Annotated in this window: 35 protein-coding genes and 1 pseudogene; 16 read left to right on the top strand and 20 right to left on the bottom strand. The window is 71.1% G+C overall.

Annotated elements, in window-relative coordinates; all coding sequences use genetic code 11:
• From ACXJKF_RS21485 to ACXJKF_RS21465, 5 genes are all read right to left on the bottom strand, one after another.
• The coding region (locus ACXJKF_RS21485; RefSeq protein ID WP_456789780.1) for a 2-oxoglutarate dehydrogenase E1 subunit family protein at window positions 1-139 on the bottom strand (139 nt) is incomplete at its 3' end.
• Window positions 140-415: 276 nt separating this feature from the next.
• A complete protein-coding gene (locus ACXJKF_RS21480) occupies window positions 416-1,225 on the bottom strand; it encodes an ABC transporter permease (RefSeq protein WP_456789779.1) in 810 nt (269 codons plus the stop codon).
• Window positions 1,225-2,145: an ABC transporter ATP-binding protein gene (locus ACXJKF_RS21475; RefSeq protein ID WP_456789778.1), complete on the bottom strand. Its 921-nt coding sequence runs from the start codon at window positions 2,143-2,145 to the stop codon at window positions 1,225-1,227. Before ACXJKF_RS21475 ends, ACXJKF_RS21480 begins: the two co-directional genes overlap by 1 nt.
• A gap of 42 nt (window positions 2,146-2,187) precedes the next feature.
• Window positions 2,188-3,264 (bottom strand): sensor histidine kinase, encoded by a 1,077-nt coding sequence (locus ACXJKF_RS21470; protein ID WP_456789777.1) that lies wholly within the window; start codon window positions 3,262-3,264, stop codon window positions 2,188-2,190.
• A complete protein-coding gene (locus tag ACXJKF_RS21465) occupies window positions 3,261-4,055 on the bottom strand; it encodes a response regulator transcription factor (protein ID WP_456789776.1) in 795 nt (264 codons plus the stop codon). The genes ACXJKF_RS21470 and ACXJKF_RS21465 overlap by 4 nt, the downstream gene beginning before the upstream one ends.
• Before the next feature lie 244 nt (window positions 4,056-4,299).
• On the opposite strand from ACXJKF_RS21465, the gene ACXJKF_RS21460 reads away from it, so the two are divergent.
• Both ACXJKF_RS21460 and ACXJKF_RS21455 read left to right on the top strand, forming a co-directional pair.
• Window positions 4,300-5,619 carry a hemolysin family protein gene (locus tag ACXJKF_RS21460; RefSeq protein ID WP_456789775.1) on the top strand — a complete coding sequence of 440 codons (1,320 nt, stop codon included), beginning with the start codon at window positions 4,300-4,302 and terminating at the stop codon, window positions 5,617-5,619.
• The gene (locus ACXJKF_RS21455; protein ID WP_456789774.1) at window positions 5,616-6,659 is read left to right on the top strand and encodes a hemolysin family protein; all 1,044 of its coding nucleotides are present in this window, start codon (window positions 5,616-5,618) and stop codon (window positions 6,657-6,659) included. Before ACXJKF_RS21460 ends, ACXJKF_RS21455 begins: the two co-directional genes overlap by 4 nt.
• Window positions 6,660-7,139: 480 nt before the next feature.
• Here ACXJKF_RS21455 and ACXJKF_RS21450 read toward each other — a convergent pair whose 3' ends face one another.
• Window positions 7,140-7,304: a hypothetical protein gene (locus tag ACXJKF_RS21450; RefSeq protein WP_456789773.1), complete on the bottom strand. Its 165-nt coding sequence runs from the start codon at window positions 7,302-7,304 to the stop codon at window positions 7,140-7,142.
• Window positions 7,305-7,332: 28 nt separating this feature from the next.
• On the opposite strand from ACXJKF_RS21450, the gene ACXJKF_RS21445 reads away from it, so the two are divergent.
• Window positions 7,333-8,304, top strand: a complete 972-nt coding sequence (locus tag ACXJKF_RS21445) for a M15 family metallopeptidase (RefSeq protein ID WP_456789772.1) — start codon at window positions 7,333-7,335, stop codon at window positions 8,302-8,304.
• A 29-nt stretch (window positions 8,305-8,333) separates the two neighbouring features.
• Here ACXJKF_RS21445 and ACXJKF_RS21440 read toward each other — a convergent pair whose 3' ends face one another.
• On the bottom strand, window positions 8,334-9,254 hold the full coding sequence (locus ACXJKF_RS21440; RefSeq protein ID WP_456789771.1) for an aldose 1-epimerase family protein: 921 nt from the start codon (window positions 9,252-9,254) through the stop codon (window positions 8,334-8,336).
• A gap of 61 nt (window positions 9,255-9,315) precedes the next feature.
• Window positions 9,316-9,669, bottom strand: coding sequence for a hypothetical protein (locus ACXJKF_RS21435; protein WP_456789770.1), 354 nt, complete (start codon window positions 9,667-9,669; stop codon window positions 9,316-9,318).
• A gap of 285 nt (window positions 9,670-9,954) precedes the next feature.
• On the opposite strand from ACXJKF_RS21435, the gene ACXJKF_RS21430 reads away from it, so the two are divergent.
• Both ACXJKF_RS21430 and ACXJKF_RS21425 read left to right on the top strand, forming a co-directional pair.
• The gene (locus ACXJKF_RS21430) at window positions 9,955-10,227 is read left to right on the top strand and encodes a hypothetical protein (RefSeq protein WP_456789769.1); all 273 of its coding nucleotides are present in this window, start codon (window positions 9,955-9,957) and stop codon (window positions 10,225-10,227) included.
• An 83-nt stretch (window positions 10,228-10,310) separates the two neighbouring features.
• Window positions 10,311-11,096 carry a hypothetical protein gene (locus ACXJKF_RS21425; protein WP_456789768.1) on the top strand — a complete coding sequence of 262 codons (786 nt, stop codon included), beginning with the start codon at window positions 10,311-10,313 and terminating at the stop codon, window positions 11,094-11,096.
• Window positions 11,097-11,181: 85 nt separating this feature from the next.
• Here ACXJKF_RS21425 and ACXJKF_RS21420 read toward each other — a convergent pair whose 3' ends face one another.
• Entirely contained in the window at window positions 11,182-11,703 is a 522-nt protein-coding gene (locus tag ACXJKF_RS21420) for a hypothetical protein (protein WP_456789767.1), read from the bottom strand.
• Window positions 11,704-11,807: 104 nt separating this feature from the next.
• On the opposite strand from ACXJKF_RS21420, the gene ACXJKF_RS21415 reads away from it, so the two are divergent.
• Window positions 11,808-12,521, top strand: a complete 714-nt coding sequence (locus ACXJKF_RS21415; RefSeq protein WP_456789766.1) for a TIGR02391 family protein — start codon at window positions 11,808-11,810, stop codon at window positions 12,519-12,521.
• A 627-nt stretch (window positions 12,522-13,148) separates the two neighbouring features.
• Here the strand turns inward: ACXJKF_RS21415 and ACXJKF_RS21410 are convergent.
• The 8 genes from ACXJKF_RS21410 to ACXJKF_RS21375 form a co-directional block, all read right to left on the bottom strand.
• Window positions 13,149-14,048 carry a phage major capsid protein gene (locus tag ACXJKF_RS21410; RefSeq protein WP_456789765.1) on the bottom strand — a complete coding sequence of 300 codons (900 nt, stop codon included), beginning with the start codon at window positions 14,046-14,048 and terminating at the stop codon, window positions 13,149-13,151.
• Between the two features lie 156 nt (window positions 14,049-14,204).
• The gene (locus tag ACXJKF_RS21405) at window positions 14,205-14,690 is read right to left on the bottom strand and encodes a hypothetical protein (RefSeq protein ID WP_456789764.1); all 486 of its coding nucleotides are present in this window, start codon (window positions 14,688-14,690) and stop codon (window positions 14,205-14,207) included.
• Between the two features lie 9 nt (window positions 14,691-14,699).
• Window positions 14,700-14,981 carry a hypothetical protein gene (locus tag ACXJKF_RS21400; RefSeq protein WP_456789763.1) on the bottom strand — a complete coding sequence of 94 codons (282 nt, stop codon included), beginning with the start codon at window positions 14,979-14,981 and terminating at the stop codon, window positions 14,700-14,702.
• A gap of 4 nt (window positions 14,982-14,985) precedes the next feature.
• Window positions 14,986-16,437, bottom strand: a complete 1,452-nt coding sequence (locus tag ACXJKF_RS21395) for a DUF3631 domain-containing protein (RefSeq protein ID WP_456789762.1) — start codon at window positions 16,435-16,437, stop codon at window positions 14,986-14,988.
• Window positions 16,434-16,802: a hypothetical protein gene (locus tag ACXJKF_RS21390; RefSeq protein WP_456789761.1), complete on the bottom strand. Its 369-nt coding sequence runs from the start codon at window positions 16,800-16,802 to the stop codon at window positions 16,434-16,436. Before ACXJKF_RS21390 ends, ACXJKF_RS21395 begins: the two co-directional genes overlap by 4 nt.
• 184 nt (window positions 16,803-16,986) lie before the next feature.
• Window positions 16,987-17,193 (bottom strand): hypothetical protein, encoded by a 207-nt coding sequence (locus ACXJKF_RS21385; RefSeq protein ID WP_456789760.1) that lies wholly within the window; start codon window positions 17,191-17,193, stop codon window positions 16,987-16,989.
• Window positions 17,190-17,507, bottom strand: coding sequence for a hypothetical protein (locus tag ACXJKF_RS21380; RefSeq protein ID WP_456789759.1), 318 nt, complete (start codon window positions 17,505-17,507; stop codon window positions 17,190-17,192). Before ACXJKF_RS21380 ends, ACXJKF_RS21385 begins: the two co-directional genes overlap by 4 nt.
• A 259-nt stretch (window positions 17,508-17,766) precedes the next feature.
• Window positions 17,767-19,170, bottom strand: a complete 1,404-nt coding sequence (locus tag ACXJKF_RS21375) for a recombinase family protein (RefSeq protein WP_456789758.1) — start codon at window positions 19,168-19,170, stop codon at window positions 17,767-17,769.
• 29 nt (window positions 19,171-19,199) lie between these two features.
• Here ACXJKF_RS21375 and ACXJKF_RS21370 point away from each other — a divergent pair.
• Window positions 19,200-19,412, top strand: a pseudogene (locus ACXJKF_RS21370) (CpaF family protein); the annotation flags it as partial.
• Here the strand turns inward: ACXJKF_RS21370 and ACXJKF_RS21365 are convergent.
• Both ACXJKF_RS21365 and ACXJKF_RS21360 read right to left on the bottom strand, forming a co-directional pair.
• The gene (locus tag ACXJKF_RS21365; RefSeq protein WP_456789757.1) at window positions 19,390-20,934 is read right to left on the bottom strand and encodes a recombinase family protein; all 1,545 of its coding nucleotides are present in this window, start codon (window positions 20,932-20,934) and stop codon (window positions 19,390-19,392) included. The pseudogene ACXJKF_RS21370 and the gene ACXJKF_RS21365 overlap by 23 nt on opposite strands.
• Window positions 20,935-20,996: 62 nt before the next feature.
• The gene (locus ACXJKF_RS21360; protein WP_456789756.1) at window positions 20,997-21,263 is read right to left on the bottom strand and encodes a hypothetical protein; all 267 of its coding nucleotides are present in this window, start codon (window positions 21,261-21,263) and stop codon (window positions 20,997-20,999) included.
• Between the two features lie 448 nt (window positions 21,264-21,711).
• On the opposite strand from ACXJKF_RS21360, the gene ACXJKF_RS21355 reads away from it, so the two are divergent.
• Genes ACXJKF_RS21355 through ACXJKF_RS21340 form a run of 4 tightly spaced genes read left to right on the top strand, consistent with a single transcriptional unit; the run spans window position 21,712 to window position 23,223 of the window.
• The gene (locus tag ACXJKF_RS21355) at window positions 21,712-21,837 is read left to right on the top strand and encodes a hypothetical protein (protein ID WP_456789755.1); all 126 of its coding nucleotides are present in this window, start codon (window positions 21,712-21,714) and stop codon (window positions 21,835-21,837) included.
• Window positions 21,834-22,067, top strand: coding sequence for a hypothetical protein (locus ACXJKF_RS21350; protein WP_456789754.1), 234 nt, complete (start codon window positions 21,834-21,836; stop codon window positions 22,065-22,067). Before ACXJKF_RS21355 ends, ACXJKF_RS21350 begins: the two co-directional genes overlap by 4 nt.
• Window positions 22,064-22,924 carry a hypothetical protein gene (locus ACXJKF_RS21345; protein WP_456789753.1) on the top strand — a complete coding sequence of 287 codons (861 nt, stop codon included), beginning with the start codon at window positions 22,064-22,066 and terminating at the stop codon, window positions 22,922-22,924. The genes ACXJKF_RS21350 and ACXJKF_RS21345 overlap by 4 nt, the downstream gene beginning before the upstream one ends.
• Entirely contained in the window at window positions 22,921-23,223 is a 303-nt protein-coding gene (locus tag ACXJKF_RS21340; protein ID WP_456789752.1) for a single-stranded DNA-binding protein, read from the top strand. The genes ACXJKF_RS21345 and ACXJKF_RS21340 overlap by 4 nt, the downstream gene beginning before the upstream one ends.
• A 76-nt stretch (window positions 23,224-23,299) precedes the next feature.
• On the opposite strand, the gene ACXJKF_RS21335 is transcribed toward ACXJKF_RS21340, so the two are convergent.
• Window positions 23,300-23,773, bottom strand: coding sequence for a hypothetical protein (locus tag ACXJKF_RS21335; RefSeq protein ID WP_456789751.1), 474 nt, complete (start codon window positions 23,771-23,773; stop codon window positions 23,300-23,302).
• A 242-nt stretch (window positions 23,774-24,015) separates the two neighbouring features.
• On the opposite strand from ACXJKF_RS21335, the gene ACXJKF_RS21330 reads away from it, so the two are divergent.
• The 5 genes from ACXJKF_RS21330 to ACXJKF_RS21310 are packed head-to-tail and all read left to right on the top strand — an operon-like array spanning window position 24,016 to window position 26,790.
• Window positions 24,016-24,783, top strand: a complete 768-nt coding sequence (locus tag ACXJKF_RS21330) for a hypothetical protein (RefSeq protein ID WP_456789750.1) — start codon at window positions 24,016-24,018, stop codon at window positions 24,781-24,783.
• The gene (locus ACXJKF_RS21325) at window positions 24,780-24,965 is read left to right on the top strand and encodes a hypothetical protein (protein WP_456789749.1); all 186 of its coding nucleotides are present in this window, start codon (window positions 24,780-24,782) and stop codon (window positions 24,963-24,965) included. The genes ACXJKF_RS21330 and ACXJKF_RS21325 overlap by 4 nt, the downstream gene beginning before the upstream one ends.
• The gene (locus ACXJKF_RS21320) at window positions 24,965-25,249 is read left to right on the top strand and encodes a WhiB family transcriptional regulator (RefSeq protein WP_456789748.1); all 285 of its coding nucleotides are present in this window, start codon (window positions 24,965-24,967) and stop codon (window positions 25,247-25,249) included. The genes ACXJKF_RS21325 and ACXJKF_RS21320 overlap by 1 nt, the downstream gene beginning before the upstream one ends.
• A 34-nt stretch (window positions 25,250-25,283) precedes the next feature.
• Window positions 25,284-26,234 (top strand): hypothetical protein, encoded by a 951-nt coding sequence (locus tag ACXJKF_RS21315; RefSeq protein ID WP_456789747.1) that lies wholly within the window; start codon window positions 25,284-25,286, stop codon window positions 26,232-26,234.
• A complete protein-coding gene (locus ACXJKF_RS21310) occupies window positions 26,227-26,790 on the top strand; it encodes a hypothetical protein (RefSeq protein ID WP_456789746.1) in 564 nt (187 codons plus the stop codon). Before ACXJKF_RS21315 ends, ACXJKF_RS21310 begins: the two co-directional genes overlap by 8 nt.
• Window positions 26,791-26,889: the final 99 nt, after the last annotated feature.

The raw sequence follows: 26,889 nt of genomic DNA, 5'->3' as shown, positions 1-26,889 counted from the left end.
CCTCGGGCTTGTAGCCCTCGAAGAAGTCCCACCAGGCCGGGTCGACCGAGTTCTTGTCCCGCTGGTACTGCTCGAACAGCTCGTCCACGAGCCACTCGTTGGCACCGAAAACGGCACGCGTCGAGTCAGGATCCGCCATCTGGGTCACGCTGGGATCGCCCACTTCCGCTGCGGTTCGTGACCGCGCCTCTGCTAGTCCGACTGCTACTTCTGTTGATGACAACACTACGGCCTCCGCGCCCGGTGACCGGCCTCAGGACGGCTGTTCGGGACGGATCCACAGGCGTCTTCACCTGGTCAGCACACGCGGGTCAACAGGGGGCAACGTGGCAGTTCGCCGCCCCTCAAGGCGAGGTCGTCGGCAGCCCTGCGAGGTCATGCTTGTGCTGGGCCGCCGACAGCCCTCAGACGACTCTCAGGTGATGTCCCGTCGGAACGTCGTGACGCGCCCGATCGCTGCCAGCCCGAGCCCGTACGCGAGCAGCACCAGGGCTCCCTGCCACCACTCGAGCAGCGATCCGACGCCGCTCTCCGAGAAGAAGCTGCCGCCGGCGATCGCCTCGCCCGCGGCGCCCGGGAGGTATGCGGCGATGTCCCCACCCCAGCTGGTCAGCGCCAGCACGAAGCGCAGCACCGGCTCCACGAACTGCGTGAACGCGAGGACGACGACGATGACGGCGACCTGGTTGGTGAGCACGGAGCCGAACCCGACCCCGACGACTGCCCACAGGGCCAGCGCGAGCGCGGACAGGGCGATCGACCGCCAGGTCGAGGACTGGTCGAGGAAGGTCGGCTGGTCGAGAAGGGTCAGGACGACCGCCCCCGCGCCCACGGCGGCGAGGGTGCCGACGATGCCGAAGACCAGGCCCAGCACGCCGGCTGAGATCACCTTCGCGGACACCAGGACCGTCCGGCGCGGCTCGGCCAGCAGGGTCGGGGTGATGGTCTGGTGGCGGAACTCGGAGGCGACCGCCAGTGCGCCGACCAGCAGCGGGAACAGGTAGCCGAACGTCACGGCGATCGTGTACACGGTGCGCACCACGGCGTCGGGCGCCAGGGCGAGCTCGTCCCCGCTCCCGGGGCTGCCCATCGCGCGCCCCTGCGAGACGCCCCAGCCGATGACGGCAGCGAGGAAGGCCATGTAGACGGCCATGCAGAGCAGGAGGATCCACCACAGCCGCGTCGTGACGAGCTTGCGGTACTCGGTGACCAGGGCGGCGCGCATCAGGCAGCCACCCGTCCGCCGTCGACCGCGCCGACGAGCTGGAGGAAGAGCCCTTCCAGGCCGGGGTCCCGGCTGGTCAGCTCGTGCAGCTCGACGCCCGCGGCGAACGCGGCCGCGCCGACGGTGGCGGCGTCGACGTCCCAGAGGTCGGCCACCCGCGGGTCTCCGGCGTCGGTGCGCGTCCACGCGGACCGCTCGACGAGGGCGGCGAGACCGTCGGCGTCGGGGGAGACCGCGCGGACCTGCACGCGGGCCATGCGGGCGAGGTCGGGCAGCGACGAGGCGTGCGCGAGGCGGCCGCGGGCGATGATGACGACGTCGTCGACCGTCTGCTCGACCTCGGACAGGACGTGGCTCGAGACCAGCACGGTCCGCCCCTCGGCGGCGAGCATGCGCAGGAACCCGCGCAGCCAGCGGATGCCCTCCGGGTCGAGGCCGTTGGCGGGCTCGTCGAGCAGCAGCACCCGAGGGTCGCCCAGCAGGGTCGTCGCCAGCGCGAGGCGCTGGCGCATGCCGAGGGAGAAGCCGCCGACGCGGCGGTCAGCCGCGGCGGTCAGCCCGACGAGCTCGAGCACCTCGCCGGCGCGCGCGTCGGGGACGCCGACCTGCGGGGTGTAGAGCCGCAGGTGGTCGAGCGCCGTCCGCCCCGGGTGGAAGCTGGCGGCCTCCAGCGCGGCACCGACGGTGCGCAGCGGCCGGCGGATCTGGTCGTAGGTCTGTCCGCCGATCGTGGCGGTGCCTGACGTGGGGCGGACCAGGCCGAGCAGCATCCGCAGCGTGGTCGTCTTGCCGGCCCCGTTCGGTCCGAGGAAGCCGGTGACGCGCCCGGGGGCGACCTGGAACGAGAGGTCGTCCACCGCGCGGACCGGGCCGAAGGACTTGGAGAGGTGCTCGACGAGGATCGTGCCGTCGGTCGTCATGGCCCCCGAGCCTAGTGTTCTAGCGCGAGTAGAACAACACGGTCAGGAGGTTCGCCGGGTTCCCGTGGGCAGGGTCACGCGCATGGTGCAGCCGACGTCCGTGTCCGCGACCTCGATCCGCCCGCCGTGCAGCTCGACCGCCCAGCGGACGATCGCCAGGCCCAGGCCGGTGCCGCCCGTCGACACCTGACCGGTGACCGCCGGGTTGTTGCCCCGGACGAAGCGCTCGAACACGTGCGGCCGCTGCTCGCGGGAGATCCCGGGGCCGTGGTCGACCACGTCGATGCGGACGTCCGTGCCCACCAGCCGCGCCTCGAGCCGTACCTCGTCGTCGGCGGGGGAGTGCCGTACCGCGTTGTGCAGGAGGTTCGCGACGACCTGGTGCAGGCGGTCCGGGTCGGCCGGGACGGTGAGGTCCGCCGGCTCGACGACGACGGGGAACGTCAGCCGCTTGGCGGCGCCGACGAGCATCGCGCCCTCGGCCGCCTCCTCCAGGAAGTCCTGCAGCCGCACGTCGGCGATCTCGAGCGGGACGTCACCCGCCTCCAGCCGGGACAGGTCCAGGAGATAGGTGACCAGCCGGCCGAGCCGCTCCGTCTGCGCCAGCGCAGCCTGCATCGTCGCCGGGTCCGCCTCCGTGACACCGTCGACGATGTTCTCGAGCTGGGCCTGCAGGGCGGTCACCGGGGTGCGCAGCTCGTGGGAGACGTTGGCGATGAGCTCGCGACGGAACACGTCCGCCTGCTGGAGGTCGTCGGCCATGGTGTTGAACGCGTCGGCCAGCTGGCCCACCTCGTCCAGGCTGGTCGCCTGGACCCGGCGGCTGTAGTCGCCCGCGGCCATCCGCCGGGCCGCGTACGTCATCTCCCGCAGCGGCGAGGTCATGCCGCGGGCCAGGAGCTGCGTGACGATGAGGGACCCGCCGACCGCGATCGGCAGCGTGCGCGACGGACCCAGGTGGTTGTACAGCCCCAGCCACGTGATGAACGCGGCTGCCGTGACGGTGGCCGCCACGAGGACGCCCAGCTTGATCTTGATCGAGCTCAKGCGGTCGAGCGGCCGGACGTCCGGGAGCCGCGAGCGGACGAACTCGCCGCGAACGTGCCGGGGTGCGTTCACGCGCCTTCGGGGACGCTCGCCCCGCTGGGACCGTCGGCACCGGTGGTCCCGTCGCTCGGCTCGAACGCGTACCCGACACCGTGCACCGTGCGGATCAGGTCGGGGCCCAGCTTGCGGCGCAGCGCCTTGATGTGGGAGTCGACCGTGCGGGTCCCGCTCGCGTCGACCCAGTCCCAGACCTCCGCGAGAAGGCGCTCCCGCGTCAGGACCGTGCGGGGGGTCGCCGCCAGCGCGAGCAGGAGGTCGAACTCCGTCGGGGTGAGGTGCACCTCGGTGTCCCCGCGCAGCACGCGCCGCTGGGCGCGGTCGACCGTGACGTCGCCCAGCACGAGCGGGGGGTCGGGCTGCTCGGCGGACGCCATCTCGGCGGCCCGCGTCGCCCGCTCGGTGCGGCGCAGCAGGGCCTTGGTGCGGGCCACCAGCTCGCGCATCGAGAACGGCTTCGTCATGTAGTCGTCGGCGCMGACGCCGAGGCCGATCAGCATGTCCGTCTCGTCGTCGCGCGCGGTGAGCATCAGCACGGGGACGGGCCGCTCGGCCTGGATCCGTCGGCACACCTCCAGCCCGTCGATGCCCGGGAGCATCACGTCGAGCACCACGACGTCCGGTCGCAGGCGCGACGCGGCGCTGACACCAGCCAGCCCGTCGCCGACCGCCTCGACGGTCCAGCCCTCCGCGGAGAGCCGGTGCACGATCGCCTGGGCGATCGCCGGTTCGTCCTCCACCACCAGGACCGTKGTGCCGGCAGCTCCGCCGGCCGCCGTCGTCGGCCCACCGCTCACGTTCGCCATGTCGCCAGGGTGGCACAGGGAGACTGGTATGACGCTCTGTTGATGGTCGGGCCGTGTGAAGACGTGCAGTCGCCCGTATGATCGTCCCCACCATGAGCAGCTCAAGTCGCTGCCGGCGTCACTCCCGGGCCGATGAGCCCGGGGGAGATTGTGCCGGCCACCTCTGCCCTTACTCATCATTCTCCTCCGTGATCACCAGCGCCGACCCGAGGGTCGGCGCTCGTCGTACGCCAGGCGGTGCGGCGTGGTGATCGAGTGGCTCCTGGTCGGCCTGGGCGTGCTCCTCACGCTCGGCACCGCGGTGTTCGTCGCCAGCGAGTTCTCGCTCGTGACGCTCGACCCGGGACTGGTCGAGGGCCAGACCGCGCCCGACGACCGCCGCGGCCAGTCCGTCCTCAAGGCCCTGCGCAAGCTCTCCACCGAGCTCTCCGGGGCGCAGCTCGGCATCACGCTCACCACGGTCCTGCTCGGGTACACCACCCAGCCCGCCGTCGTGCGTCTGCTGCGCCTGCCGCTCGAGGAGTCCGTGCTCGGTCAGGTGATCGGCGGCATCGTCGCGGGGATCCTGGCGATCATCCTGGTCAACGGCTTCTCGATGGTCGTGGGCGAGCTCATCCCGAAGAACCTCGCGATCAGCCGCCCCCTGCCCACCGCTCGCATGGTCGCGCCGCTGCAGCGCGGCTTCACCATCGCGCTGCGCCCGCTGATCGTCGCGTTCAACGGCAGCGCCAACAAGCTGCTGCGCAGCTTCGGGGTCGAGCCGCGCGAGGAGCTGTCCGGCGGCCGGTCCCCGCAGGAGCTCGCCGCGCTGGTGCGCCGCTCGGCGGAGGTCGGCACGCTCGACGAGTCCACCGCGACGCTGCTCACCAACTCGATCGAGTTCACCGAGCTCACCGCGGTCGACGTGATGACCGACCGGTTGCGGCTCGTCGTCCTGCGCCGAGAGGAGTCGGCGGCCGACGTCGTCGACCTGGCCCGCCGCACGGGGCACTCCCGGTTCCCCGTCATCGGGGACTCGAGCGACGACATCGTCGGCCTGGTGCACCTGCGCCGGGCGATCGGGGTCCCGTACGAGCGCCGGGCCGACGTGCCGGCGGCCGCCCTCATGGTCGAGGCGCCGCGCGTGCCCGAGACCGTGCACCTGGGGCCCCTGCTGGTCGAGCTGCGCGAGCTGGGCCTGCAGATGGCCGTCGTCGTCGACGAGTACGGCGGCACCTCCGGGGTGGTCACGCTCGAGGACGTCGTCGAGGAGCTCGTCGGGGACGTCGCCGACGAGCACGACCGCCGACGCGCCTCCACCACCCGCTCGGCCGACGGCTCCTGGCTGCTGCCAGGTGTGCTGCGCCCCGACGAGCTGGCGGAGGTCACCGGGCTGCACGTCCCCGCGGACGGCCCCTACGAGACCCTCGGCGGGCTGCTGATGTCCGAGCTCGGGCGGATCCCGAGCACCGGCGACGAGATCGTCGTCGACCGGGTCCTCCTGCAGGTCGAGGCCATGGCGGGCCGTCGCGTCGAGCGCGTGCGCGTGCGCGCGGTCGAGACCGACGACGAGGAGGAGTCATGAGCTCGACCCTCGCGCTCGTCCTCGGCGCCCTCCTGCTCGCCGCGAACGCGTTCTTCGTCGGCGCCGAGTTCGCCATCATCTCCGCCCGACGCAGCGCCATCGAGCCGCTGGCCCGGGAGGGCGACCGGCGCGCCACCACCGTCCTGTGGGCGATGGAGAACGTCTCGCTCATGCTCGCGTGCGCCCAGCTCGGCATCACCGTGTGCTCGACGAGCCTCGGCGTCGTCGCCGAGCCTGCGATCGCCCACCTCATCGAGGGGCCGCTGCACGCGCTCGGCGTCAGCGAGAGCCTCACGCACCCGATCTCGTTCGTCGTCGCGCTCGCGATCGTCGTCTACCTGCACGTCGTGCTCGGCGAGATGGTGCCCAAGAACCTTGCCGTCGCGGGTCCCGACCGCGCGGTCCTGCTCTTCGGTCCGCCGCTGGTCTGGGTCGCCCGGGTCGTGCGGCCGCTCATCGCGGCGCTGAACTGGATCGCCAACCACACCCTGCGGCTGTTCGGCGTGGAGCCCAAGGACGAGGTCGCCTCCGCCTTCACGGCGCAGGAGGTCCAGTCCATCGTCGAGCGCTCCCAGGCGGAAGGCCTCCTCGACGACGAGCAGGGGCTGCTGGCCGGTGCCCTGGAGTTCTCGGACCGCACCGCCGCCGACGTCATGATCAGGACCGGCGCCCTGGTGACCGTCGGCGACGGCAGCACGCCGGAGGACGTCGAGCGGCTGGTCGCCCGGACCGGGTTCAGCCGGTTCCCGGTGGTCGACGACGCGGGAGTGCCGACGGGGTACCTGCACCTGAAGGACGTCCTGTACGCCGACGGGGCCGCGCGCACCCTGCCCGTCCCGCCGTGGCGCGTGCGGGCGCTCGCGGTGGTCGGCCCGCAGGACGAGGTCGAGGACGCGCTCGCGGCCATGCAGCGGTCGGGTGCTCACCTGGCGCGGGTCGACGAGGACGGTCGGACCGTCGGTGTCGTGTTCCTCGAGGACATCCTCGAGGAGCTCGTGGGCGAGGTGCGCGACGCCATGCAGCGCGGCCAGCTGTCCTGATCGTTGGTCCGATGTGGCGATCACGTGCGCGCCATCGGCGTGTCGCACCGCGTGTCGTCCGGAATGTCCGATCTCTGGACTGGACGGGCGTCCAGAGGGTTGGAAGCGCGTCTACGAGCCGTTATGGTTTCGTGACCGCAAGTCGCCGGGTCGCCCGCAGCGCACCCGACGATGACGTCGCGGCAGACCAGAGACGCGTGAACGGACTGGAGGTGTCGTGGGGTCGCACAGCGAGGAGCCCGTGACGGCACCCCCGACCCGTCGCAGCCTCCGTGAGGCCCAGCGCCGGTCCGAGTCCGAGTCCACCACCCCGGCGGCCGGCACGAGTCAGGACCCTGCGTCCTCGGCCGCGCACCACGTGCCGACCTGGGCGCACAACGGACCCGCAGCACCGCGGTCGGCCGCACCGGCCACCGAGGCGCTGCCGCGATCTGCGCCCTCGTCGCAGACACGCTCCGCATGGTCCGCCGGACCGCAGTCTCACCCCGCGTCGCCGACGTCGTCGTCGCAGGTCCGGTCGGCCTCGCCGACGATGCCGTCCCAGCCTCGCCCGGCCTCGCCCACCGCCCCGCCGCAGGCTCGGCCTTCTGCTCCGGCGGCCGCATCGGCATCCACGGCGCCCGCCCAGCGGTGGTCGCCGGCCACGGCGCCCTTCAGCGCCTCCCATGCTCCGGTGCCGCTCCCCACGTTGCCGGCACGGATCGAGTCGCCCGCGGCCCCTGCGCAGCGGCCGGTCGCCGCGCCGACGGTGCCGACGTCGGTCCGGCTCGCCGCGGCCAACGCCTCGCCCCGCGCTCTGCCCACGACCGCGCTGCGCCTGGAGCCGGCAGCCGCCGCACCGGCAGTCGCCGCGCCCGAGCTGATCGAGTCGGTGCCCGAGCTCGAGCTCGAGGTGACACCGCACGGGACCATCAGCCGTCGCTCCCGCAAGCCCACCCGTGCCGCCGCGCGGCTGAGCGTCCTCGGCGTCCTGGCGGGCATCACGGTCGTCATCCCGGTCAGCCAGGGGCTCGTCCCCAGCTCGGTGGCCTTCGGGTCCGACGCCCTCGCCGACTCGACGCTCCCCACCACCGTCTCTGCGCTGGCCGGCTCGTCGCTGTCCGCGCTGCCCCCGACGTCGCTCATGGCGACCGACGGCGCCCTCCAGGCCCGCGGCATGATCGACGCCAGCCGGACGGACGTCCGGTCCGCGCTCCCCGGGTGCGACGGGTCGATGCGCCCCGCCGGCCAGAACGGGCTGCTCAAGACCTCGGACCTGTGCAACCTGTGGGACAACCACACGCAGCTGCGCGCGGACGCGGCCGTGTCCCTCGCGGAGTTCAACCTGGCGTTCGCCGCCCGGTTCGGCGGCGACCTGTGCATCAGCGGCGGCTACCGCACGCTGGCCGCGCAGCGGGCCGTCAAGGCGCAGAAGGGCGGCCTCGCCGCCGTACCCGGCAAGAGCAACCACGGCTGGGGCCTCGCCGTCGACCTCTGCCAGGACCAGACGTCCGGCACGAAGTGGAACTGGATCACCGAGAACGCGCCGACCTACGGCTGGGAGAACCCCGCGTGGGCGCAGCCGGGCGGCAGCGGACCGTACGAGCGCTGGCACTGGGAGTTCACCAAGGGCGTCCAGGCCGACGGCGAGTACTACGACGGCTGAGCCGCTCCACGACCCCGGCCGTCGCCCGCTCAGAGGAGCGACAGTCCCCAGGTGATCGTGTGGCTGGCGCCCGGTGCCAGGTGCACGAGGTCGGCCCCCGTACGGAACGCGTCCGCGACGCAGGTCATCGGCTCCGCCGCCACCCCACGACGGGCGATCTGCGCGACCGTGTCGCCCGTGCACACCTGCCAGGCCTGGGTCGCAGCATCCGCCCACAGGGCGACCGTGCGCCCGTCGGGGCAGCCCAGCCGGATCCAGGACAGCCCGTCGGCGTCCCGGACGACCTCGGTCCACGCGTCGTCCAGGTCCAGCCCACGCAGCAGGCGCGCGGACCTCAGGTCGCTGTCGCCCGACACGCGCTCCGTGCCGGTCGGGAGGAGCCGGTCGTCGACGGTCACGTGCCGCGACGCGTCGACCTGCAGGGTGCAGTCGTCGACGTGGCCGTCGCCGGGTGACAGCCACGGGTGGAACCCGATGCCGTAGGGCGCCGTCGTCACGCCGAGGTTCATGCCCTCCGCCGTCACGTGCAGACCGGCGCCGGTCAGCGCGTACGTGAGGCGTACCCGCACCGGCCAGGGGTACCCGTGGGTCGGGACGATGACGTGCTCGAGCGTCACGGACGAGTCCGTCGCGTCCGTCGTCTCGAAGGTCGTCTGTGCCACGAGGCCGTGCAGAGCGGTGTGCCGGAGGTGCTCCGTGAGCGGGACCTCGAGCTCGTGCCCGTCGTACGAGTACACGCCGTCACGCAGCCGGTTGGGCCACGGGGCGAGCACGGCACCCGAGAAGGCGGGCGCGATCTCCGTCTCGTCGAACGGCAGGACGACGTCCCGGCCGTCGACCGTGTACTCGCGCAGGCTCGCGCCGACGGCCGCGACGACCGCACGCTGGCCCCCCAGCTCGAGGATGTGCTGGCGGCCGGTCGGCAGGGGCGTGGTGAGAGTCGTGGACACGCTCACACGCTAGCGGGCGCGACGGGCGACCCGGAGGACCGGGCCACGTGTCCGGCCGCGTTCAGCCCTCGGTCTCGTCGTCGTCCCGGCGGCCGACCAGCACCAGCACAGCCGTGCAGGCGACGAGCGCGGCGAGACCCGCCACGACGAAGGAGCGCGAGGGGACACCCGTGGACGCGACCTCGGTCGTGAGGTCCTTGCTCTCCACGAGCAGGTCCGTGGCGAGCGCCGCAGAGGACCTCCCGGCGGAGCCGTCCGACGGGAGCAGCTCCGTGGTGCCGACGCCGACGGGTCGCTCGTGGCCGGCGGCCGTGACCGTGCCCGACGTCGATCCGTCGGAGCCCGCGTACGCGGCGGTGGGCAGGAGGACGAGCGTGGCCATGATCGCGGCGGCGGCGAGCGTGCGGGCAAGCATGGGGGAGTCCTCGGGGTGGTGGTGCGGGGTGGCGGTGCCGCCAAGGGCGCTCGCGGAGCGCTGGGACCCCGGGCCGGACCCGGATGGCGATGTCCCGACAAGTCTGGCAAGGGCGATTGCTCCGGGCCTGGGCCGAAGGTCCTGATCTTCGGTGCGTCCTGTCTGTGGACAGCGGGATGTGTCACCCCCGCGATGTCCCCTAGGGTTCCCGCCAGCGTGCAACCCGGACATGACGGATGAACCGGGCACCTGTGACACAGACCGAGGAGGAGCACCGTGGACGGTGTGGCGATCCTCGAGACCGAGGTCCGTGAGCTGATCCGGCGGCGAGGGCTCGACCCCGTACGGGACCGTCCCGGCGTCCTCGCGCTCGTCACGGACGCGATCGCCGACTACGACGAGCGCTCGGTCGTCGGCGCGGTCCCGCCCCTGGTCGACGCCGCGGCCGCGCACAAGTCCGTCGTCGACGCTGTGGCTGGGCTCGGTCCGCTGCAGAAGTACCTCGACGACCCGGAGGTCGAGGAGATCTGGATCAACTCGCCCACCACTGTTCGTTAGAGATACCTCACGCCAGCGGATTCACCCGGGCTGTGGCGACCGGTCCAGCCACACGCGGGCCGCGAACCGGGCATCCTTCGGGGATGGACGGCTTCGGCTCCGCTCGACTGAAAATAGGACGGGCGCAGGAACTGCGCGACGTTGTCGAACTCGAAGCCCAGAACTGGATGGAGTCGTCCGACCCGCGACTCGTCGTCTCGGTCGAGGAAGCGGACAACCCGTTGAAGCACGACCTGGTCGTGCGGATGGAAGGGCTAGCGCCTGTGTCCGGTGGGCTGCTCTTGGCAGTCGACGACGTTCTCCACCACGCTCGGTCCGCTCTCGACCACGCGATCTGGCAACTGGTCGCCGACGAAGGCGGGCAGCTCAAGAAGCAAGCCTTCCCGGTCCTGCCGGAACGCAAGGACACCAGCCTCTCTGCAAGCATCGCGGGGACCAGTTCTAGCGTTTGGGCGGTGGTGGACAGGTACCAGCCGTACCACCAGCCGCCGCCGAACACGTTCAAGAACAGCACCACTCAGGTGCTCCACCGCCTCGACGTGGTCAGCAAGCACCGCTCCATCGTGGCGATCCAGCCCTGGAGCACGACCATGCAAATTCAGGTGTTCGAGGGCATCGAGAACCGCCAGGTGACCTGGCACCAGCCGGATGCTCTCGACGATTCCCAACCTCCCGTCGTGCTGAGCATCCAAGATGTGTCGGAGGACTACGTCGCCCCGGAGGGCTGGTTTGGCGTGTCCAAGCCCAGCCTCTGGATCGCGGACGGCGACGACTACGTCGGCGGTCCGCTGGTTGAAGTGCTGTCGAAGGTGGTGCGGTGGGCGGGCAAGATCGTCGACGCTCTGGAAGCCGTCAGGCCCTCGGCCTGACCTCGTTCGGAAACGGGCCACTCGAAGTCTCCGGAACGAAACGGATCAAGCCGACCCGCTCGACGTCGCGGGCCAGCCTGGCGGGTCAGGCAGTGGCGAGGTCMGAAAGCAGCGACGGGCGGAGCGCGAGCAGGGCGCGCCGCTCGCTCGGAGCGTCGGGGTTGAGTGGCAACCGGAGCGTCTCCTGCTCGGCGTAGGTGAGGGTGAGGGAGACCTCCTCCGGTTGGTCGTCTGAGTCGAGCGGGGTGTACCAGGGTGCTTCGACGGCGACGGCGACGGCGGTGAGCGTCCGTCGGGGGAACGCGAGCGCCGTGATTTCTTCGGCGGTGTGGAGGGTGTTCGCAGGTACATCTGCGACGACGGCTGTAATCACGAGGTCGTCCGTGTAGACGACGACATCGGCCCTGGCACCATCGCGCTTGCCAGCGATGTAGCGGAGGGGTGATCCGGTTGTAAGCAGGACGACGTGCCCGATCAGTTGCCGCAGCCACGCAGGTGGCTCAGAGTCGAACGGCCGTCGTTCGTTGCCGACGTTGAGGGCGGTGAGCGCTTGGAGGATGGTCCGGGCGGTATCGCCTGGCGTGGCTGCGTCCGTGGTAGTCGTCATGTCGGGAACGTATCGGGTGTCCGGTGTTCATGGACGGGTGATGACGGACACGCGGCCAGCCCGCCCTGGCGTAGAGCTGCATCCGCCCGCCGTACTCTGCGTTCGTGGACGTGGAATGGTCGCTCTCTCAGTTGAACCATTACCTATGGCTCCACGAACGCGTGCCGTTGCCGCCCGAGAAGGTGACGACGCACCGCAAGTCGGCCATGCGCGGCTCCGTCGAGGAGCGCGCGAACATCAACCACGTCGTCCGTGCCATCGCGCAGGCGACCTACCGAGAGCCTCAGCGGTGGTTGGGTGCTGACTCGGTTCGCCAGTTGATCTGGGAGCTGACCGAGGGTGACGAAGTCCGTGAGCGCCTTGGACTCGACGAGCCGCCGCCCATGATCGAGGCCGATGCCATGCATCCCTGGGTTTGGGACGCGGCGCGCCCTCACTGGACGAGCGGCAACCACGACGCCGCGCTCTGGGCGGCAGGCATCAACGTGACCTCGCGAACTCAGCGAAAGCTGGACCGACACGACATAGGTGAGGGCCAGTTGATCAGAGAGGCGTTCAGCACCGACGACCCCGTGCCGGGGCGGCCTCGGCTACGCCTGTGCGACCGGACCAACCCAATGCTGTTCAAGGATCGGCACGTCGGTGCATCAAGTTTGGGGCAGGGGCTGTACTCGGCGATCCGGAACACTCTCAACCACGTCGACAGCGAGCAGCACCAGATCGGCGATCTTGAAGCCATCGAGGCACTTGCTGCGTTCAGTTTGCTCGCTCGGTGGATCGATGGCGCGCAGGTGGATCGTGCACCGGTCGCGGACTGACTGAGGGCCGGTCCCGGCGGTAACCCTCGTCAGTCGTCGCTCTCATACCGGTACTCCTGCCTGGGGTTGTAGACCGGGCCAGCCGGTGCCGGGGGCTTCCGACGCTCGGCCAGTTCGTCCACCGCCACGGTCCACCCCAACTCGTGCATGCCCGCCGTGGTGAGGCCCACCTGGTCCCCGAGTCGGTGCAGTTGGCCGAACAACGACGCGGGCGCGCCGTGGTCCTCGCACCTCGTGAACACCCGCACCCACTGGCCCACGATGGGGATGCGCCACGACTGGGACGGCCGTGACCACGCACACGCCTGTGGCGTACGCCAGGCCCACGCCCACCACTCGTACTCGCGGGTCGTCGGATTGACGAGCGGGAAGTCGGGGATCGGCCCCCTGTAACCCTCAGGGGGGAGGGCCGCCAGCTTGTAGCCCCGTGCCTCGGACCGCGCCGAGTTGGGGTCCGGCGGCGGACCGGACCGGTTGCGGGCTCCACCCTTGGGCATGGTCGATCACGGCTCCGATGGTTGGAAACTGGGCGTCTGAACTCGTCGCACATGCGAGCCACCTCTCCGGCGGTCTCGTTCCACGGGGCCGGGGGGCGCCCCTAGGGGGTGTCGAGCGGGCACGCGCTGGTCATGAGCTGCCCTGCGTGCGCCGTGCGGTGCGCTCGCTCGTCGTCCTCGCGGTGTCGTCCGCCACGACGGGCGGCGGGATGGTTACGGAGACCTTTGCGAGCCGGTCGGGTCGCACKACGCCCCAACCGATGCGCCACGTGACGCGCCGCGCGAGGCTGTCGCTGGTGAAGTACACGTCGGGGCTGGTGGCCAGCTTGACGGGACCGACAGCAGCGATGACCTGGCTGCGGTCCACCACGAGCAGGTTCCCGGGGGGCATCTGCGCGCTGACGACGACCGGCACTCCGTACAGTCGCCGCTCTGTCTGCTCGGCGGGTGCACCGAGCAGGGGAACGGCGGAGCCGGTCTGAGCCTTGATGGACCCGATGACACCCCACGAGGCGGGGTCGGTGACGATGTTCGTCACGGTTCCGCCGTTGACCTCGACGGCGGTGATGGCGTCGAGCACGGCGTCGAGGTCGGCACCGAGGGTGCCGCCGTCCGCGATGCCGGGGACGTTGAGCAGTCCGGGCGGTCCGGGGACGGCGGGGTTGGAGAGGAACGCGGTGTCGCCCTTGACGGTGACTGCCCGGGACAGGCTGTTGGCGATGAGTTGGTTGGCGTCGCCGTAGGTCGCGGCCTCGTTCGACATGCGGGTGATGACGGCGAGCTTGCCGGTGCGAACCTCGATCTCGTCGAGGGTCGGGTCGTCGACGGTGATCTCGGCGCCCTCGGGGACGAACCCGACGGTCGGGTCCTCGGCGACATAGGGCACGCGGACGGCAGGCTCGTCACCCTCGATGCTGCCTGCGATGGTGGCGACGAGGTAGATGAGCGCGTCGGGGACGACGTCGCGGGCGAGGAACGTGCGGTCGGGGTACAGGCCCTTGGGGCCTGCGGGTGTGGTGATCGGAGACATGGGGACGCCCCTTGGGCGGGGGCCGACACGGCGAAGGTGCCGACGCAAGACGGTGGTTGTCTCGCGGCGGCACCCTGGCTGCCTGCGTCGCCCCGCTGGGGCTGTCCGGACCTGACGAGGTCGGCGCTGCCTGCCCTCGTGGTCCTACCTGCGATTTTACGCCCGGCGGGGGTCCATTGCGGCGACCCAAGCCGACCCGATTGGAGCGTTCGGCCCTTGGCCCTGGGACCGGTCGGGCAGCGGGGTCCTCGGTGGGTGTGCGAGCCCGAGCGCCTCGACGGCGACCCGGGCGGCGGCGGTGACCTTGTCGGCGTCGACGTGCCCGTCCTCGTCGATGAACTCGGCGACGTCGACCCCGGTGGCCCACAGGGCGGCTGGCTGGGCCAGGAGGTCGGCGGCGACTCGTTCGACCTCGGCTCGCTGCATGCCCTGAAGGCGTGCGGCCAGCTCGTCTCGTTCTTCCTCGACGGTGCGCAGTTGGCGTCGGTAGCGGGCGGCCTGTGCGTTGGCTCGCCGGTCCGGGTCGTCCCGCTCGGCGTCGCCGGTGTGGTCGGCTGGCGGGTGTGCTGGGACGTTCGCCGGGGTCGGAACTGCGGTCGTCGTTTCGTCGTTCTCGGCGGTGGCGGTGGCGGTGGTGCTCATGGTGTCCTCCTACTTGGTGATGCTGTCGTCTTCGAACTCGGCCACGGTCCAGCCCAACCCGGCCAGGTCGGTGACGATCCGGCCCTCGGTCGCCAGCTCGACCATCCCCAACAGGTCGCCGTCCACGTCCTCGGTGGCCAGGTGATCGACCAGGGCGACGTCGTGTTCGTTCATGGCGAGCATCGCGCGCACGGTGGCCTTGTCGGGTCGGTCGCGCTCGGGTCGGACGATGTCGGGTGGCGCCGTCGATGGCTCGACCGGCCAGGGCTTGTCGTCGTAGTAGTTCGTCATCGTGTTAGCCCTTCGGGTTGTGGTTGGGTCGGCACCGGTTGAGGGCACCGGGTTCGTCGAGCGGTTCGCCGCAGTCGGGGCACGGGGCGGGTGTACCCCTTGCCGTTGTGACGTTGGCGGTGGCCCCCGAACCACCCGGAGAACGCGTTACACCCGTTGCAGGCGTTACACCGGCGGCGTCCGTAACGCCTGTAACGGCTGTAACGGCTGTTGCGGGTTCCTGGGGTTGCGCGGGGGGCTCCTCGGGCGGCAGGTACCGTGCCCACGCGTCGCGCAGGTCGGCGGCGTCGTACCCCCGGGACACCTCGGACCCGTCGCGCTGCACCTGGGGTCGGATGCCGTACCTGCGCAGTCGTCGCGCCAGTCCCCGGGCGTCCAAGGGCTTGCCGCCGTCGCCCCACTTGCCGGGCAGGTCGCCCCATGGGGACTCCTCCAGGTCGTGCAGCTTCGTCAGCACGTACTCGGTGCGCAGCCGACCGGTGTTCGCCTGGACGAACACGGTGTGCAGGTCCCGGAGTAGCTGCACGCCGAGCGTCATCGTGGTGTCCTTCGCCTTCTCGACGAGGGTCACGGCGGCCAGCCGCGCTCGCTGCGGCCACCGGCCACCGGCGACGTCGGCGACGCGGAGCAGCGCCTCCCACACGTCGGCCGCCCTGTCCTCCACGCCGTCCGGCATGTCCGGCCACCTCGCGCCCATGACGTCGCCGACCRTGTCCGCCCACTCGGCGATCCGCTCGCGCAGCGCGTCGGCGGCGGGCGCCTGCACGCGGGGCCGCCACGGCTCGACACGCTCGCCTGGGGCGCGGCGGCGCATCCTGACCACGACGGACCTCGACTGGATCGTGTCAGGCAGATCGTCGAGCCCGGCGAGCGCGACCGCGCAGTACGCGGGCAGCTCTTCGGTGAATACCTGCTTGCCGCGCACGACACAGCGGCCGGCGACGGCCCCTTTGCGGTGGCCAGCGTTGAACATGCCCCGGACCTCCTCGTTGTCCTTCGCTCTCGGGCCGAACAACGTGTCGACCTCGTCGGCGAGCACCGTCGGGCGACCCGCCTCGTCGGAAACCTTGCGGAACAGGTACGCCGGGGACACGTTGACCGTCTGCACCGGCCTCGGGACCAAGGGCTCGGTGACCTCCAATGCCCGGGACTTGCCCGACCCCGGCTCGGGCGACAGGAACGCGATGCGGGGTGTCGAGTCCCACACGTCCATGAACCACGCGTGCACGATCCACAGCACGTGCGCGACGACCTCGTGTTCGGAGGGGTAGGCGACGAACCGGCGCAGGAACGCCTCGAYGGCGTCCAGGACCAGGGCGCCGTCGTCGTCGTCCCCGGCACGCTCGGCGACGGCCACGGCGGCCTCAGGTGAACCCGGGTCGTTGACGGTCGGCCACAGTGGCACCAGGGTGCCGTCAGGCAGGTAGTCGCCGTTCCATGGGTCGTTGGACGTCATGCGATGCCCCGTTCCCGCAGGATCGCGCGTTGAGCGTGGGCGTGGTCGTGCTCGCCCCGGCGGTCGGCAAGCTCCGCGTAGGGACCGGCCTGGGCGATCTGCCGGGCGATCGCGGTCGAAACGACCATCCGTCCGCGCCACTCGGCCTCGACGGCTTGCCGTGCAACCTCGTCACCGACGCCGAACCCGGCGACATACCCCTCGCACCACCCCTCGTGACGACCGACCGCGCGACCGCAGTCAAACCCGTCGCGGAACGCAGCGACGCGGCTCACCGGGAGCACGTCCTCGACAGACTCCACGTAGTTGTCAGTGTCATCGGGTGTCATCAGCTCACCGTCCGGGATGAGCACGACGACGAGCATGACGTCTGGAACGCGGCACGCTGCCAGTCGCCCCAGAGCCCACGGTTGCGCAGGTGCTCGGCGGCGAGCCGGGCGGACCGACGGCAGGAGAGGCAGGTCGGTACGATGGTGCTCGATCCGGTGCCCACCCGATCGCTGCGGCCCTTGTCCTTTCCGGGGACGGGGGCCGCGTATGTGTCGGCGGTCATGACGCACCGCCGCCCTGCGACCCCTGCTCGGCCACGCGACGCGCTGCGGGACCGAGCAGCCGGACGATAGTGTCCCGCTGCTCCTCGCTGAGCGGGGGTGCGGTGGATGCCAGATCATCGGCTGCCGAGCGGATGAGCCGCCACGTCGTCGGTGTGATGTCGCGGGGTCGGCGGCTCGGGTCGTCGAGGTCGAAGGCGCTCATGCGACCTCACCGCCACCGGTCAGGGCGGTCAGCTCGGCCGCAGCGGCTTCGCCCTCGGCGAGAAGATCACGCCCACGGGCCGTCTTCAGGGCGTCGAGTTCGAGCCGGGCGAGGTACGCGGCGTGCTTGTGCTCGGCGCGCCGGGTCCGCTCGTCGGGCGGGAGGGTGCCTTCAGGGTCGACCTCCCGCTCGAAGCGGGCCAGGAGCGCGGCCGCCCTGGCAGGGGCAGTGCGTGCGGCGCGGTCCGGGGTGTGTGACCACGATTCGTGTACGGCGATCTTGGCGATGAGATGACGGTTGGCGGGCTGGGCCATGACGCGTTCCTTTCAGGGAACACGAACACCGAGCACGTCGGAACCATCGGGTTCCTCACGTTGCTCGGTGTCAGCCTTGCGCTGCCGCCGCCCCGTCCGCCGCCGCGTTGAGCGGTGCACGGTCTAGCGGGGCCTCCAGCGACCACACGCGGTTCGGCCTTGAGCCGGGACTGCCCGCTTGCCGTCGTGGGGGTTTACGTCGGTGTTCTTGCGAACGAAGTACAGACTACGGCGGGCACGCCGCCCGCCGGTAGTGCACCTAGGCGACGAGCTGCACCGTCGGCGACTTCCACGTGATGTCGACCTGCTCAGGGTGGAACGGCACACCGGGGCCGGACGGCCTCAGCGTGATGTCCATGACGCTCCGGATGAGTGCCCGGCGAACGTCAATACGGTCCTCGGCCTCCCAGGCATCGGCCGCCTGTGGCCCGATGAACCGGGTGAGTTCGGGGTTCGGCGCAGCGGCGCGGGCACGAGCGCGTGCAGCGTCGACCTTCGGGAGCAACCGCTTGGTCAGCACCGCCAACTGTTCGTCCGTGATGACCTCGTCGGCGGCCTGCTCGGCGTAGTGCTCCAGGCGTGCCCTGAGGGCGACCGCCTCGGCCTCGGCGGCGTGCATCGCGTCGGCATCCCCGGCGAACAGATTGGGTGCGTCGGGCCGTGACAAGCGCGAGAGAAGTGTCTCGACGACGAAGTTGTCGACGGTGACCATCTTGCGCCGCACCCGCAGACAGGTGGGGCACACGTACGCAGGGGCGCGACCCTCCGTGCCACCGGCGTGCACCCGCATCGCGTCGCCGCACTCGGGGCGCCCGCACCGGATGATGCCCGTGAGGAGGTACTTGAGGTCGGTGCCCCGGGTTGTCTTTCGCTCCGGGTCGGTCAGGAGTGCCACCACGCGGTCGTGTGTCGTGGCGTCGTACAACGGCGGCCACTGGCCATCCGCGATGACCCGCCCCTTGTACGAGCGTCGACCGGCATTCGCCTCGCGAAGCAGGACACGCCGCATCTGCTGCCCGGTCCATGCCGCTCCACGTTTCGGGTGCGAACCCCTGCTGTTGAGGTCCCGCGTGATGGCCCGCAAGGTCTCGCCGCCGAGCAGTCGGCGGGCAGCCTCCTGCACGATGGACCCGGCCAATGGATCGATGACTTGCTTGCCATCCTCCACCTGCCACCCGAACGGCACCTGACCGTGCCGACCCCCGGACTCGGCGACCTGCCGGAACGCGCGCTGCGAGCGCTCTCCGGTCCGCTCGGCCTCGGCGGCGTCCCACGCCGCGATCGTGCGAGCGACCGCGCGTCCGTCGGCCGTCGATAGGTCGAACTGGCCAGAGACGCACGTGCGGATCTGCACGCCGTGTCGATCGACGAGGTCGATGAGGTCCTCGTGCTCACGGGGCCGACGGGTCAACCTGCTGTTGGAGTAGGCCAGGATCGCGTCGAACTCCCCACCACGGGCGCGCTCGATCATCGCGTTGTACTGCGGCCGATCCTTGCGCGAACGTGTCGACGCGCCCCGGTCGTTCTCCCGAAACACGTGGGTCACCTCAAAGCCGAGGTGGCCAGCGAGCGCGCGGGTGTCCTCCTCCTGGCGGGTGATCCCAAGTTCGGTGCCCTCACGGTCGGAGGAGATGCGCGTGTAGATCGCGGTACGTGTGGCCATGTAGTCAAGGGTATCGGTAAACAGCAATTGCGCCGACGCAGGTGTTCGTCGCGCGGCGCGGTGAGGCGGAGCTGACCACGACGATCCTCACGGACGGCCAGGTCCGTGACCTGGTCGAGAAGATGCTGAAGGTGTCGGGTCGCCGCCTGGACCTGTCCAGCCCGTTCGTGGACGCCAGCCTGCCCGGCGGCGAACGGTTGCACGCGGTGATCCCGGACGTCACGCGGCGTCAGTGGCCAGTTCGGCAGGTGCCAGCCCTTGCAGCATGAGGTCGTGAGCGACGGAGCCGGTCACGACCAGGTGCACGCCGTCGGCGTCGTTTGCCTCCACCTGCACCTGCACGTTGAGCAGCCCGAGCACCTGAGCGCGTAGGGCGCTGTCAGCCGTCACCAGCCGGTCGCGGGCCACGCGGGCGAGCTGCTGGGCGGTGACCATGCGTGCCTTCGCCTGTGCGGTCTCCTGGCTGATCGCGGCCACCGTCGCCCGGTGCTCCAGGGCGGCCGTGTGCTTCGCGCGCATGTTCTGCACGGTGGCCTCCGTGGTGGCCTGGTCGAGCCCCATCGACAGGCACTGAGCCACGGCACCGGCCAGCGCGGCCTGGGTGCGCTGCACGGCCGCGTCGGCGTCGGTCATCGCCTCAGCTGTGACCTGCTGCGCGCCGGTGAGCATCCCCAGCCGCTCGCGGGCCATGGCCATGAGCCGGTCGGGGTCGGTGAGCAGGTCGAGCACCTGGCCCCACACGGCGTCATCGACGCGCTGGCCCAGCAGGGAGGGCTCCAGGCAGCGGAAGTCGCGCCGGGGGTCAGTGCGGCCGTGCGAGCAGCGGTAGCGCCGGTTCGCACGGTCGCCCCGTGCGATGCCGGTCATGACGGCCCCGCAGGTGCAGCGCATCCGCCCGGACAGCGGGTGGGTCTGAGCTGCGCCACGGGTCTGCGCGGTGCCCGCCAGATACGCCTGGAGCTGGGCGAACCGCTGGGGGCTCACGATCGGCTCCACGGGCACGGTGATGCGCTCGGAGGACGTGCCGGTCTTGCCGAAGGTCCAACGGCCGTCCCACTCGCCGCGCCGCAGGAACTGGCGCAGGTTCTGGGAGGTCCAGGCCGTGGCGTGCCGTGGCGTCATGCCCAGCGCGTTCAGGCGAACAGCGGTCTGGAGGGCGCTCAGCTGCTGGTCCAGGATCATCTCCAGCGCCTGGCGCACCAGGGCCGCCTCCCGGTCATCGACGGCCAGCTTCGCGTCCCGCCCGCTGCCCGCGATCCGGTAGCCGTATGGAGGCTCCTGACCGCCGCCCCAGCCTCCAGCTCGCACCTTCGCGTTGACCCCAGAGCGCGTCCGCTCGCGGATCAGGTCACGCTCCATCTGGGCGAACACCCCGAGCATCCCGGTCATGGCCCGGCCCGACGTGGAGCCGGTGTCGATGGCCTCCGTGACGGAGCGGAACGTGACGCCCTGAGCCGTGAGCTGGTCCAGGGTGGTGAGCAGGTGGCCCAGGTTGCGGCTGAACCGGTCGGCCTTCAGCACGACGACGGCCTGCACCCGCCCGGCGGCGCAGTCGGCCAGGAGTCGGTCGAGCGCGGGGCGGCTGGCCTTCGCGCCGGACACGCCCTCGTCGGCGTAGACCTCAGCGAGCTGCCAGCCCTGGGCGTCGATGTAGGCCCGGCACCGTTCCTCCTGAGTGGTCAGGCTGGTGCCCTCCACCTGTTCCTCGGACGACACGCGGAGGTAGACGGCGGCTCTGGTCGGTGTGCTGGTGCTGCTGGTCATCGGGTGCTCCGGGGGCTGGTGCGGTGTAGCGGGCTACTGGGGACGGTGCTGTGGATCGGGCGTCAGGTCGTGGTGGTGAAGCCCAGGCGTCGGAGGGCGTCGAGCGCGTGCCAGGTCTGCACGGAGGCGGCCACGTCGGCGCGGTCGGTGGCCTCCAAGGTGCGTCGGAGCGCCCAGCGAGCGGACACGCGCCGGTCGCGGATCAGGACCCACTGACCGCCGGTGCCTAGCGCTCGCGGAGGCCGCTGGTAGCGGGTGGCCTCCAGCACCTGCGCGCGGCTGACCTGGTGGTCTGCGCCCGCGATGCGCACGGTGACGACCTCCGACATGCCTCAGCTCCTGACTTCTATTCAGGTGAACAGACTTTCTGCCCGTTCACTTGCGGTGTAGCGCACTACCCAGTTGCAGGTCAGCGCGTTGCAAGCCTATCGCAGAGCGCCTGACTTCCGATAGAGTGGCCATAGCGGTTGCGACGAGCGACGTCGAAACGACCAGGCCCCGAACGGGGATGCACGCCTGGCAAAGCTTCGAGCGAGTCGGCGGCACGGGTGCCCTGTTCAGGCACACCGGTCGCGGCGCAGGAGACGGCCCCACCGCGACCCCCAGCCGGGGACAGTGGCGGGCGCTCCCGCTACCGGCCTGGCTCGCCACTCCGACGGGGTGGGACAGGCGGGGGCTACCTGGGATCGCGGGTCGCTGGCACGGGCCGCCGGGCGCGCGTCGGGTTCTCAGATGGGCTGCTGCATCGCAGCACGCCCTGGAGCCCCGGAGCGCCCAGTGCACGACCAGATCACCGCCACCGCTGAGTGGCTGCCCGCAGACCGCCCAGGCCAGCTCGATGCCCTGCTGGCGCTGCTCTTCAACCGCGAGCGGGCCCACGACGCCCAGGACGTGGCGGCATGAGCGACGACCTGCCCCGCTCGCTCACGGAGGCCGCGCCGATCCTCTCGGAGCTGCTGGGCCGTCCCGTGAGTCGTTCGCTGATCTACGAGTGGGAGGCCGCTGGTCGGCTGCCGACCTACCTGGACCACCTGGACCGGGTGCGCGTGCGGGTGGCGGACCTGGAGGCGTTCGCTGCCCGTGAGCGAGCTGCCCACGACTGGGAGCAGCCTCAGCTGCTGGAGGGCCTGTGACCGGCCGACCGCTCCAGGGCAAGTGGCAGGACCTCCTGAGCACGGGCGTTCCCCTGAACGGGCTGACTCGCCAGGCGGTCGTCAAGGCCACCCGCCAGGTGATGCTGGCGATGCACCGCGCCGGGTGGAGCCGCACGGAGATGATGCTGCGCCTGGGCGACCCCCGATCCGGCGGATTGGCTGACCAGATCGCCACCGGCCGGGGTGGCATCCGCATGGCCCCCGGCGTGCGGCTCACCTACCTAGCTCGCCACTGGGACGAGACGGCGCAGCTCGCGGCCAAGCCTCCGCGTGACCGGTCCGCAACGCTCGACTGGTTGGAGCACGTCCGGGAGGCCCTGACGGCCGACAGCTCCGTCAGCGACCGGCACCGGGCCGTCCTGGAGGTCGCGCTGGCCCTCGCATCCGAGTACGGCACCGGCACCCCGGTTCTGCCCGTGCGGGTCGTCGCAGCTCGTACCGGCCTGACCGTGCCGACAGCTCAGCGGACCATCGCGGCCATCGCAGATCAGGGCATCTGGCTGGTGCGCTCGACCCAGGGCGACCACCGCACACGCCGTGCCTCCACCTACACCCTCGCCCCCGGCCTCCAGGCCCTCCAGGTGACACATGTGGGGGCTACGCCCCCTGAGTCTCACCCCGTACCTACGTCTCACCCACCTATGTCTCACTCCGAGCGCCGCCCCACCACCCTGACAGGAGCCCCGACCATGGCCGACCAGATCACCCTCACCCTGAGCCCCGACGAGCGAGCTGCCGTGCTCCAGACGCTGGCCGCGATGCGCGCGACGAGCGAGGCACCGGCCCCGGTGGCTGACAACGTGCTGCCGTTCCCCGGATCGGCGGTCGCGCGGTGAGCCTGCCGACGATCACCGCCATGGGTCAGCTGGTCGTGGCCCCCCGGGTACGCACGACGCCGCGAGGGGACCGCATCTGCCGCGTGCGGCTGGCGTGCAAGGGCGCGAGCCGCACCACCCACCTGAACGTGGACCTGGCGGGCCCTCATGCGCCCCAGGTCGCTGCATCGCTGGCAGCTGGGGACTACGCCCATGCGACCGGCCACCTGGTGCACTGGACCAGCCGCGACGGGCACCTGGTCTACGCCCTGGAGGCCGACGAGCTGCGCTGGGTCGATGCCCTGGCGGTCGCGCGATGAGCCCCGCAGAGCGTCACCCCGGAGCGGCCACGGGTCGCCAGTTACAGGTGCCACGGCATCGCGCGCCGATCTGTGGCTACGGCGTCGGCAGCGGAGCGATGACAGTCACGACCGGGGCCGGGACCGTCACGCGTACCTGTGGGGGCGCATCCGGTTGCCACTGGTCAAGGACGGCCACGCCGAGCGTGATGAATGCCGCCACGACGAGCGCGACTGTAGCCACGTTCAGCCTCGTTGCCTGGCGGTCGGAAGCTTTGGCCTGCCTGTCGGCGGCCTGCGCTGCGGCCCACGCCCGGGCGTCCGTTCGTTCGTTCTGCGTGTACCGCAAGAGCTCCAGCGCTCCGTCGCGCATGGCGCGGGTGGCCGCCAGCTCGCGCTCGGCTGTTTCGATCCTGACCCGATCATGGCCTCCCGCAACGGCCTGGAGAGCGGCATGGGCGTTGGCCAGTGCGTCCTCCGTTCGGCTGTACGTATCGAAGGTCGCGCTCACCTGGTCGTCCCAGGAGTCCGCCGGGCCCTCGAAGGCCGTGCGCTCGCTGTCGCTGCTCATGGTGCGGAGCCTCGCATGACTCGCCCGGGACAGGTAGCCGTTCCCTGGCTCGACCTGCGCCTGCCGGTGCCCAACTGCGTGCGCGAGACGGCTCGCACAGCCCTCCTGGTGGCCGCCGTGGCCATCTCCCTCGCCCAGCCCGCACCGGCGGCAGCTGGAGCCCCCACACTCGCCCCGTCGCACTCGCACGGGACGCCAACGACGGGTCACGACCGGCCCGCCGACCGAACGGAGCTACACCCATGAGCAAGGCGACGAGCACGACAGCACCACCCCAGGACGACCTCCTGGCAGCGGCCAACGAGGCGGTGCGGCAGGTGGCGGGCGGCAGCTCGCTGGGGAAGTTCCTGGGCCGCGCCACTGAGCGGCGCTGGGACACCTACACCCGGCTCATCTCGGCCCTCCAGGCGGGCCAGGAGCACCAGGCCGACACCCTGGCGGCACAGGCTCAGCGCGAGCTGGGCCCGCTGCGTGAGCAGGCCCTGGCCGTCGCGGTCGGCAGCACGCAGCAGGAGGCTGACCGGCTCTTCGGCGTCGGCAGCGCGAACGTGCCCATCACGCCCCAGGACCGCGCCCAGATCGACCACCGGGTGGAGCAGGCGATGAAGGGCGTGACGACGGAGGCGGAGTGCCTGCACCAGCTCCAGCTGGCGCTGCGGGGTGGCTCCAGCCTGTTCCAGTTCGGGGTGGCTGGCGGCATCGCGTTCGCGGCCCTGGAGCGCGGCTGGGACGAGCCCGTGGCCGTGTGGTGCCAGCCGGGCCTGGGTGGCGGCCCTGGCCGTGGTGGGTGGGTGTCCGTGGCCAGCCTGCGGGCCCACTGGGCAGTGACGGCGGCCCTGCGAGCTGGGGTGTGGCCGGGCCCGCTGGCTGACGCCCCGACGGTKGCCGATGCGAAGGCGAAGGCGGGGCTTCCCGTGGGGCGCGTTGGGGTGGCCGCCCGTTCCAGCTCGCACCCCACGGGGTCCGGTGGGGTGCAGGTGGGGCACGCTGGGGCGGGGGTTGGGGCATGAGCGCCAACGACCCGATCCGGGAGCAGCTGCGGGCGGCTCGGTCGAGCCGTGGGACCTCCACCCTGGGCGGCACGACGCCGGGCGCGGCCGACGAGCAGGGGCAGGCGGGCGAGCCCGACGACGAGCGGCTGACGGTGGGTGAGCGCATCAACGCGGACCTCCGCAGCCGCCGCCGTCGGTGATGTGGCAGGACCGCGCTGCGTGCGCGGGTGACCCGGACGCGGGCCGCTGGTTCTCCATCGACCCGGCCCGCGTCCTGGCAGCTGTGCGCGTCTGTGCGAGCTGCCCTGTCGTGGTCGCGTGCGGTGAGGCTGGCCAGGACGAGCACGACGGCGTGTGGGGTGGCATCCCGCGCACCAGTTCGCTCGCTCATGCCCTGGAGCGCGCGCTTGCGGCGGAGGCCGTCGAGTCAGGAGGACCGGCGCGTCCGCCCGAATGGCCGCGGGGCTGTGACCTGGGCCGCTAGCGTCCGTGTAGGCGACTACACAAGGGGGTGCGCCGTGAGCGATCAGCCCATGGACGACCTGGAAGACGGCGAAGGCCACTGGTTCGCAGGCAAGACGCTCGACGTCCTCATCTACAAGGTGAACCGCAGACCGATCGAAGCCGACCTCAATCTCTTCGAGCCTCCCCCCGACGCCCTGGTGCACCTGAACGAGACGCTCCGACGCCAGCAGCGGCCGGTTACCTMTGGCCGCCGGTACCAGCGCGAGTGGCGGGTGGGCAACATCGCACACGACGTGGAGGCAGGCACGATCACCGGCATGCTCGGGTGGTCGAGGTCGGGCGAGGCGCTGACCAACGTGTGGGACGAGGACACCCAGGAGTGGCGTGATGAGGTCGTGCGCAGCGAGGCCTCCGGCGTCGCGCCGTTCGCTTACCTGCGTGACCAGCGATTCCTGGGCGTTCTCAAGCACCCGTCGTTCACGGAGAACACAGTCCAGTGGGTACTGACAGAGATGCTGAACCGGTCGGAGCAGCGGTGGCGGATTCCGACGGTCGTCTGGGCCGTGGAGCCCGTCGGTGATCCACGGGAGTTCTACGCCTGGCTGGACAGCGCCGAGAGCATCACGGAGCTGAAGTTCGTCTTCGAGCGCCCCAACCCGGACGGCGAGGAAGCCTTCGAAGAGCTCTTCGAGCGGCTCGACCGACTCGAAGCCGAGAAGATCAGCGAGAGGATCACGGCGAGGGACCAGGACGCGGGGCTCAACAAGGACGGTCTGAGGTCGGACCCCGTGACCCAGGCGTTCATCTCGGCTGCAATGGCCGCCTTCGGGTTTGTCGTGGGTAGGGCCTACCGTGGCGGGAGGAAGGTCACCTACGACCAGCGGCAGCAGGCCCTCCGCGAACCGATCGAGAACGTGAGTGCGGATTGGCCATCCGCGACAGAGCAGGTGGCGGGAGCGGTGAGAAGAGTGACCCAGAGACGGCGGCGCGATACCAGTGGGTAGCCTCCGGCGCGAAGTCGGTTTCTGGGCTGCTGTCGGCCGTCTGCGGCTGAGGGACCTGCTCACCTGGGAGATCGCAGGTGGGGCATTGGTCGGAGCGGCCGCATCCGTCCTGCTCGTTCGCAACACGACCCAGGCCGCGCGCGAAGCACTAGCCGGTGACTACCTCAGCCTCACCCCTGCGCTGCTCGGGGTGGTCTTCGCCGCCCTGGCTCTCGTCGTCGCGCTCATGTCGGATTCGTACCTGAGCCTCTTGCGGGGTACCAACGGCGGTGTGCTCGCGTTCCTGAGCCCGTTCATGGTCGTGATTGGCCTCCAGGTCGGCACGATCTTGGCCGTCGTCGGCTACCGCGCGTTCTCTGGACTCGCATCCACGCAGGCCGAGCACTGGCTCTTCGGCGTCGTCACCGTGCTGTTCGCGGTCTCCACTCTGGAGGTCGTCTCTTTGGCTAGGAACGTCCTCATGCATGGATTGGCCCGGGGTCGGCTCGAAGAGGTCACGAACCTGACCGATGAGCGCGAGGCCCGCCAGAAGCGCACGGGGAACGAGCGAGGCTAGGCCCAACGAGCTACCCGCCGTCGGCGTCCTCCGGCCAGTCCCCGACGCGGGCCATGGCGTCGAGCTGGGGCCAAGGCGGCACCGACGGCAGCATGGTGA

The organism is Cellulomonas sp. P5_C5 (assembly GCF_054049655.1).
This window is presented reverse-complemented; position numbering and strand designations above follow the sequence as displayed.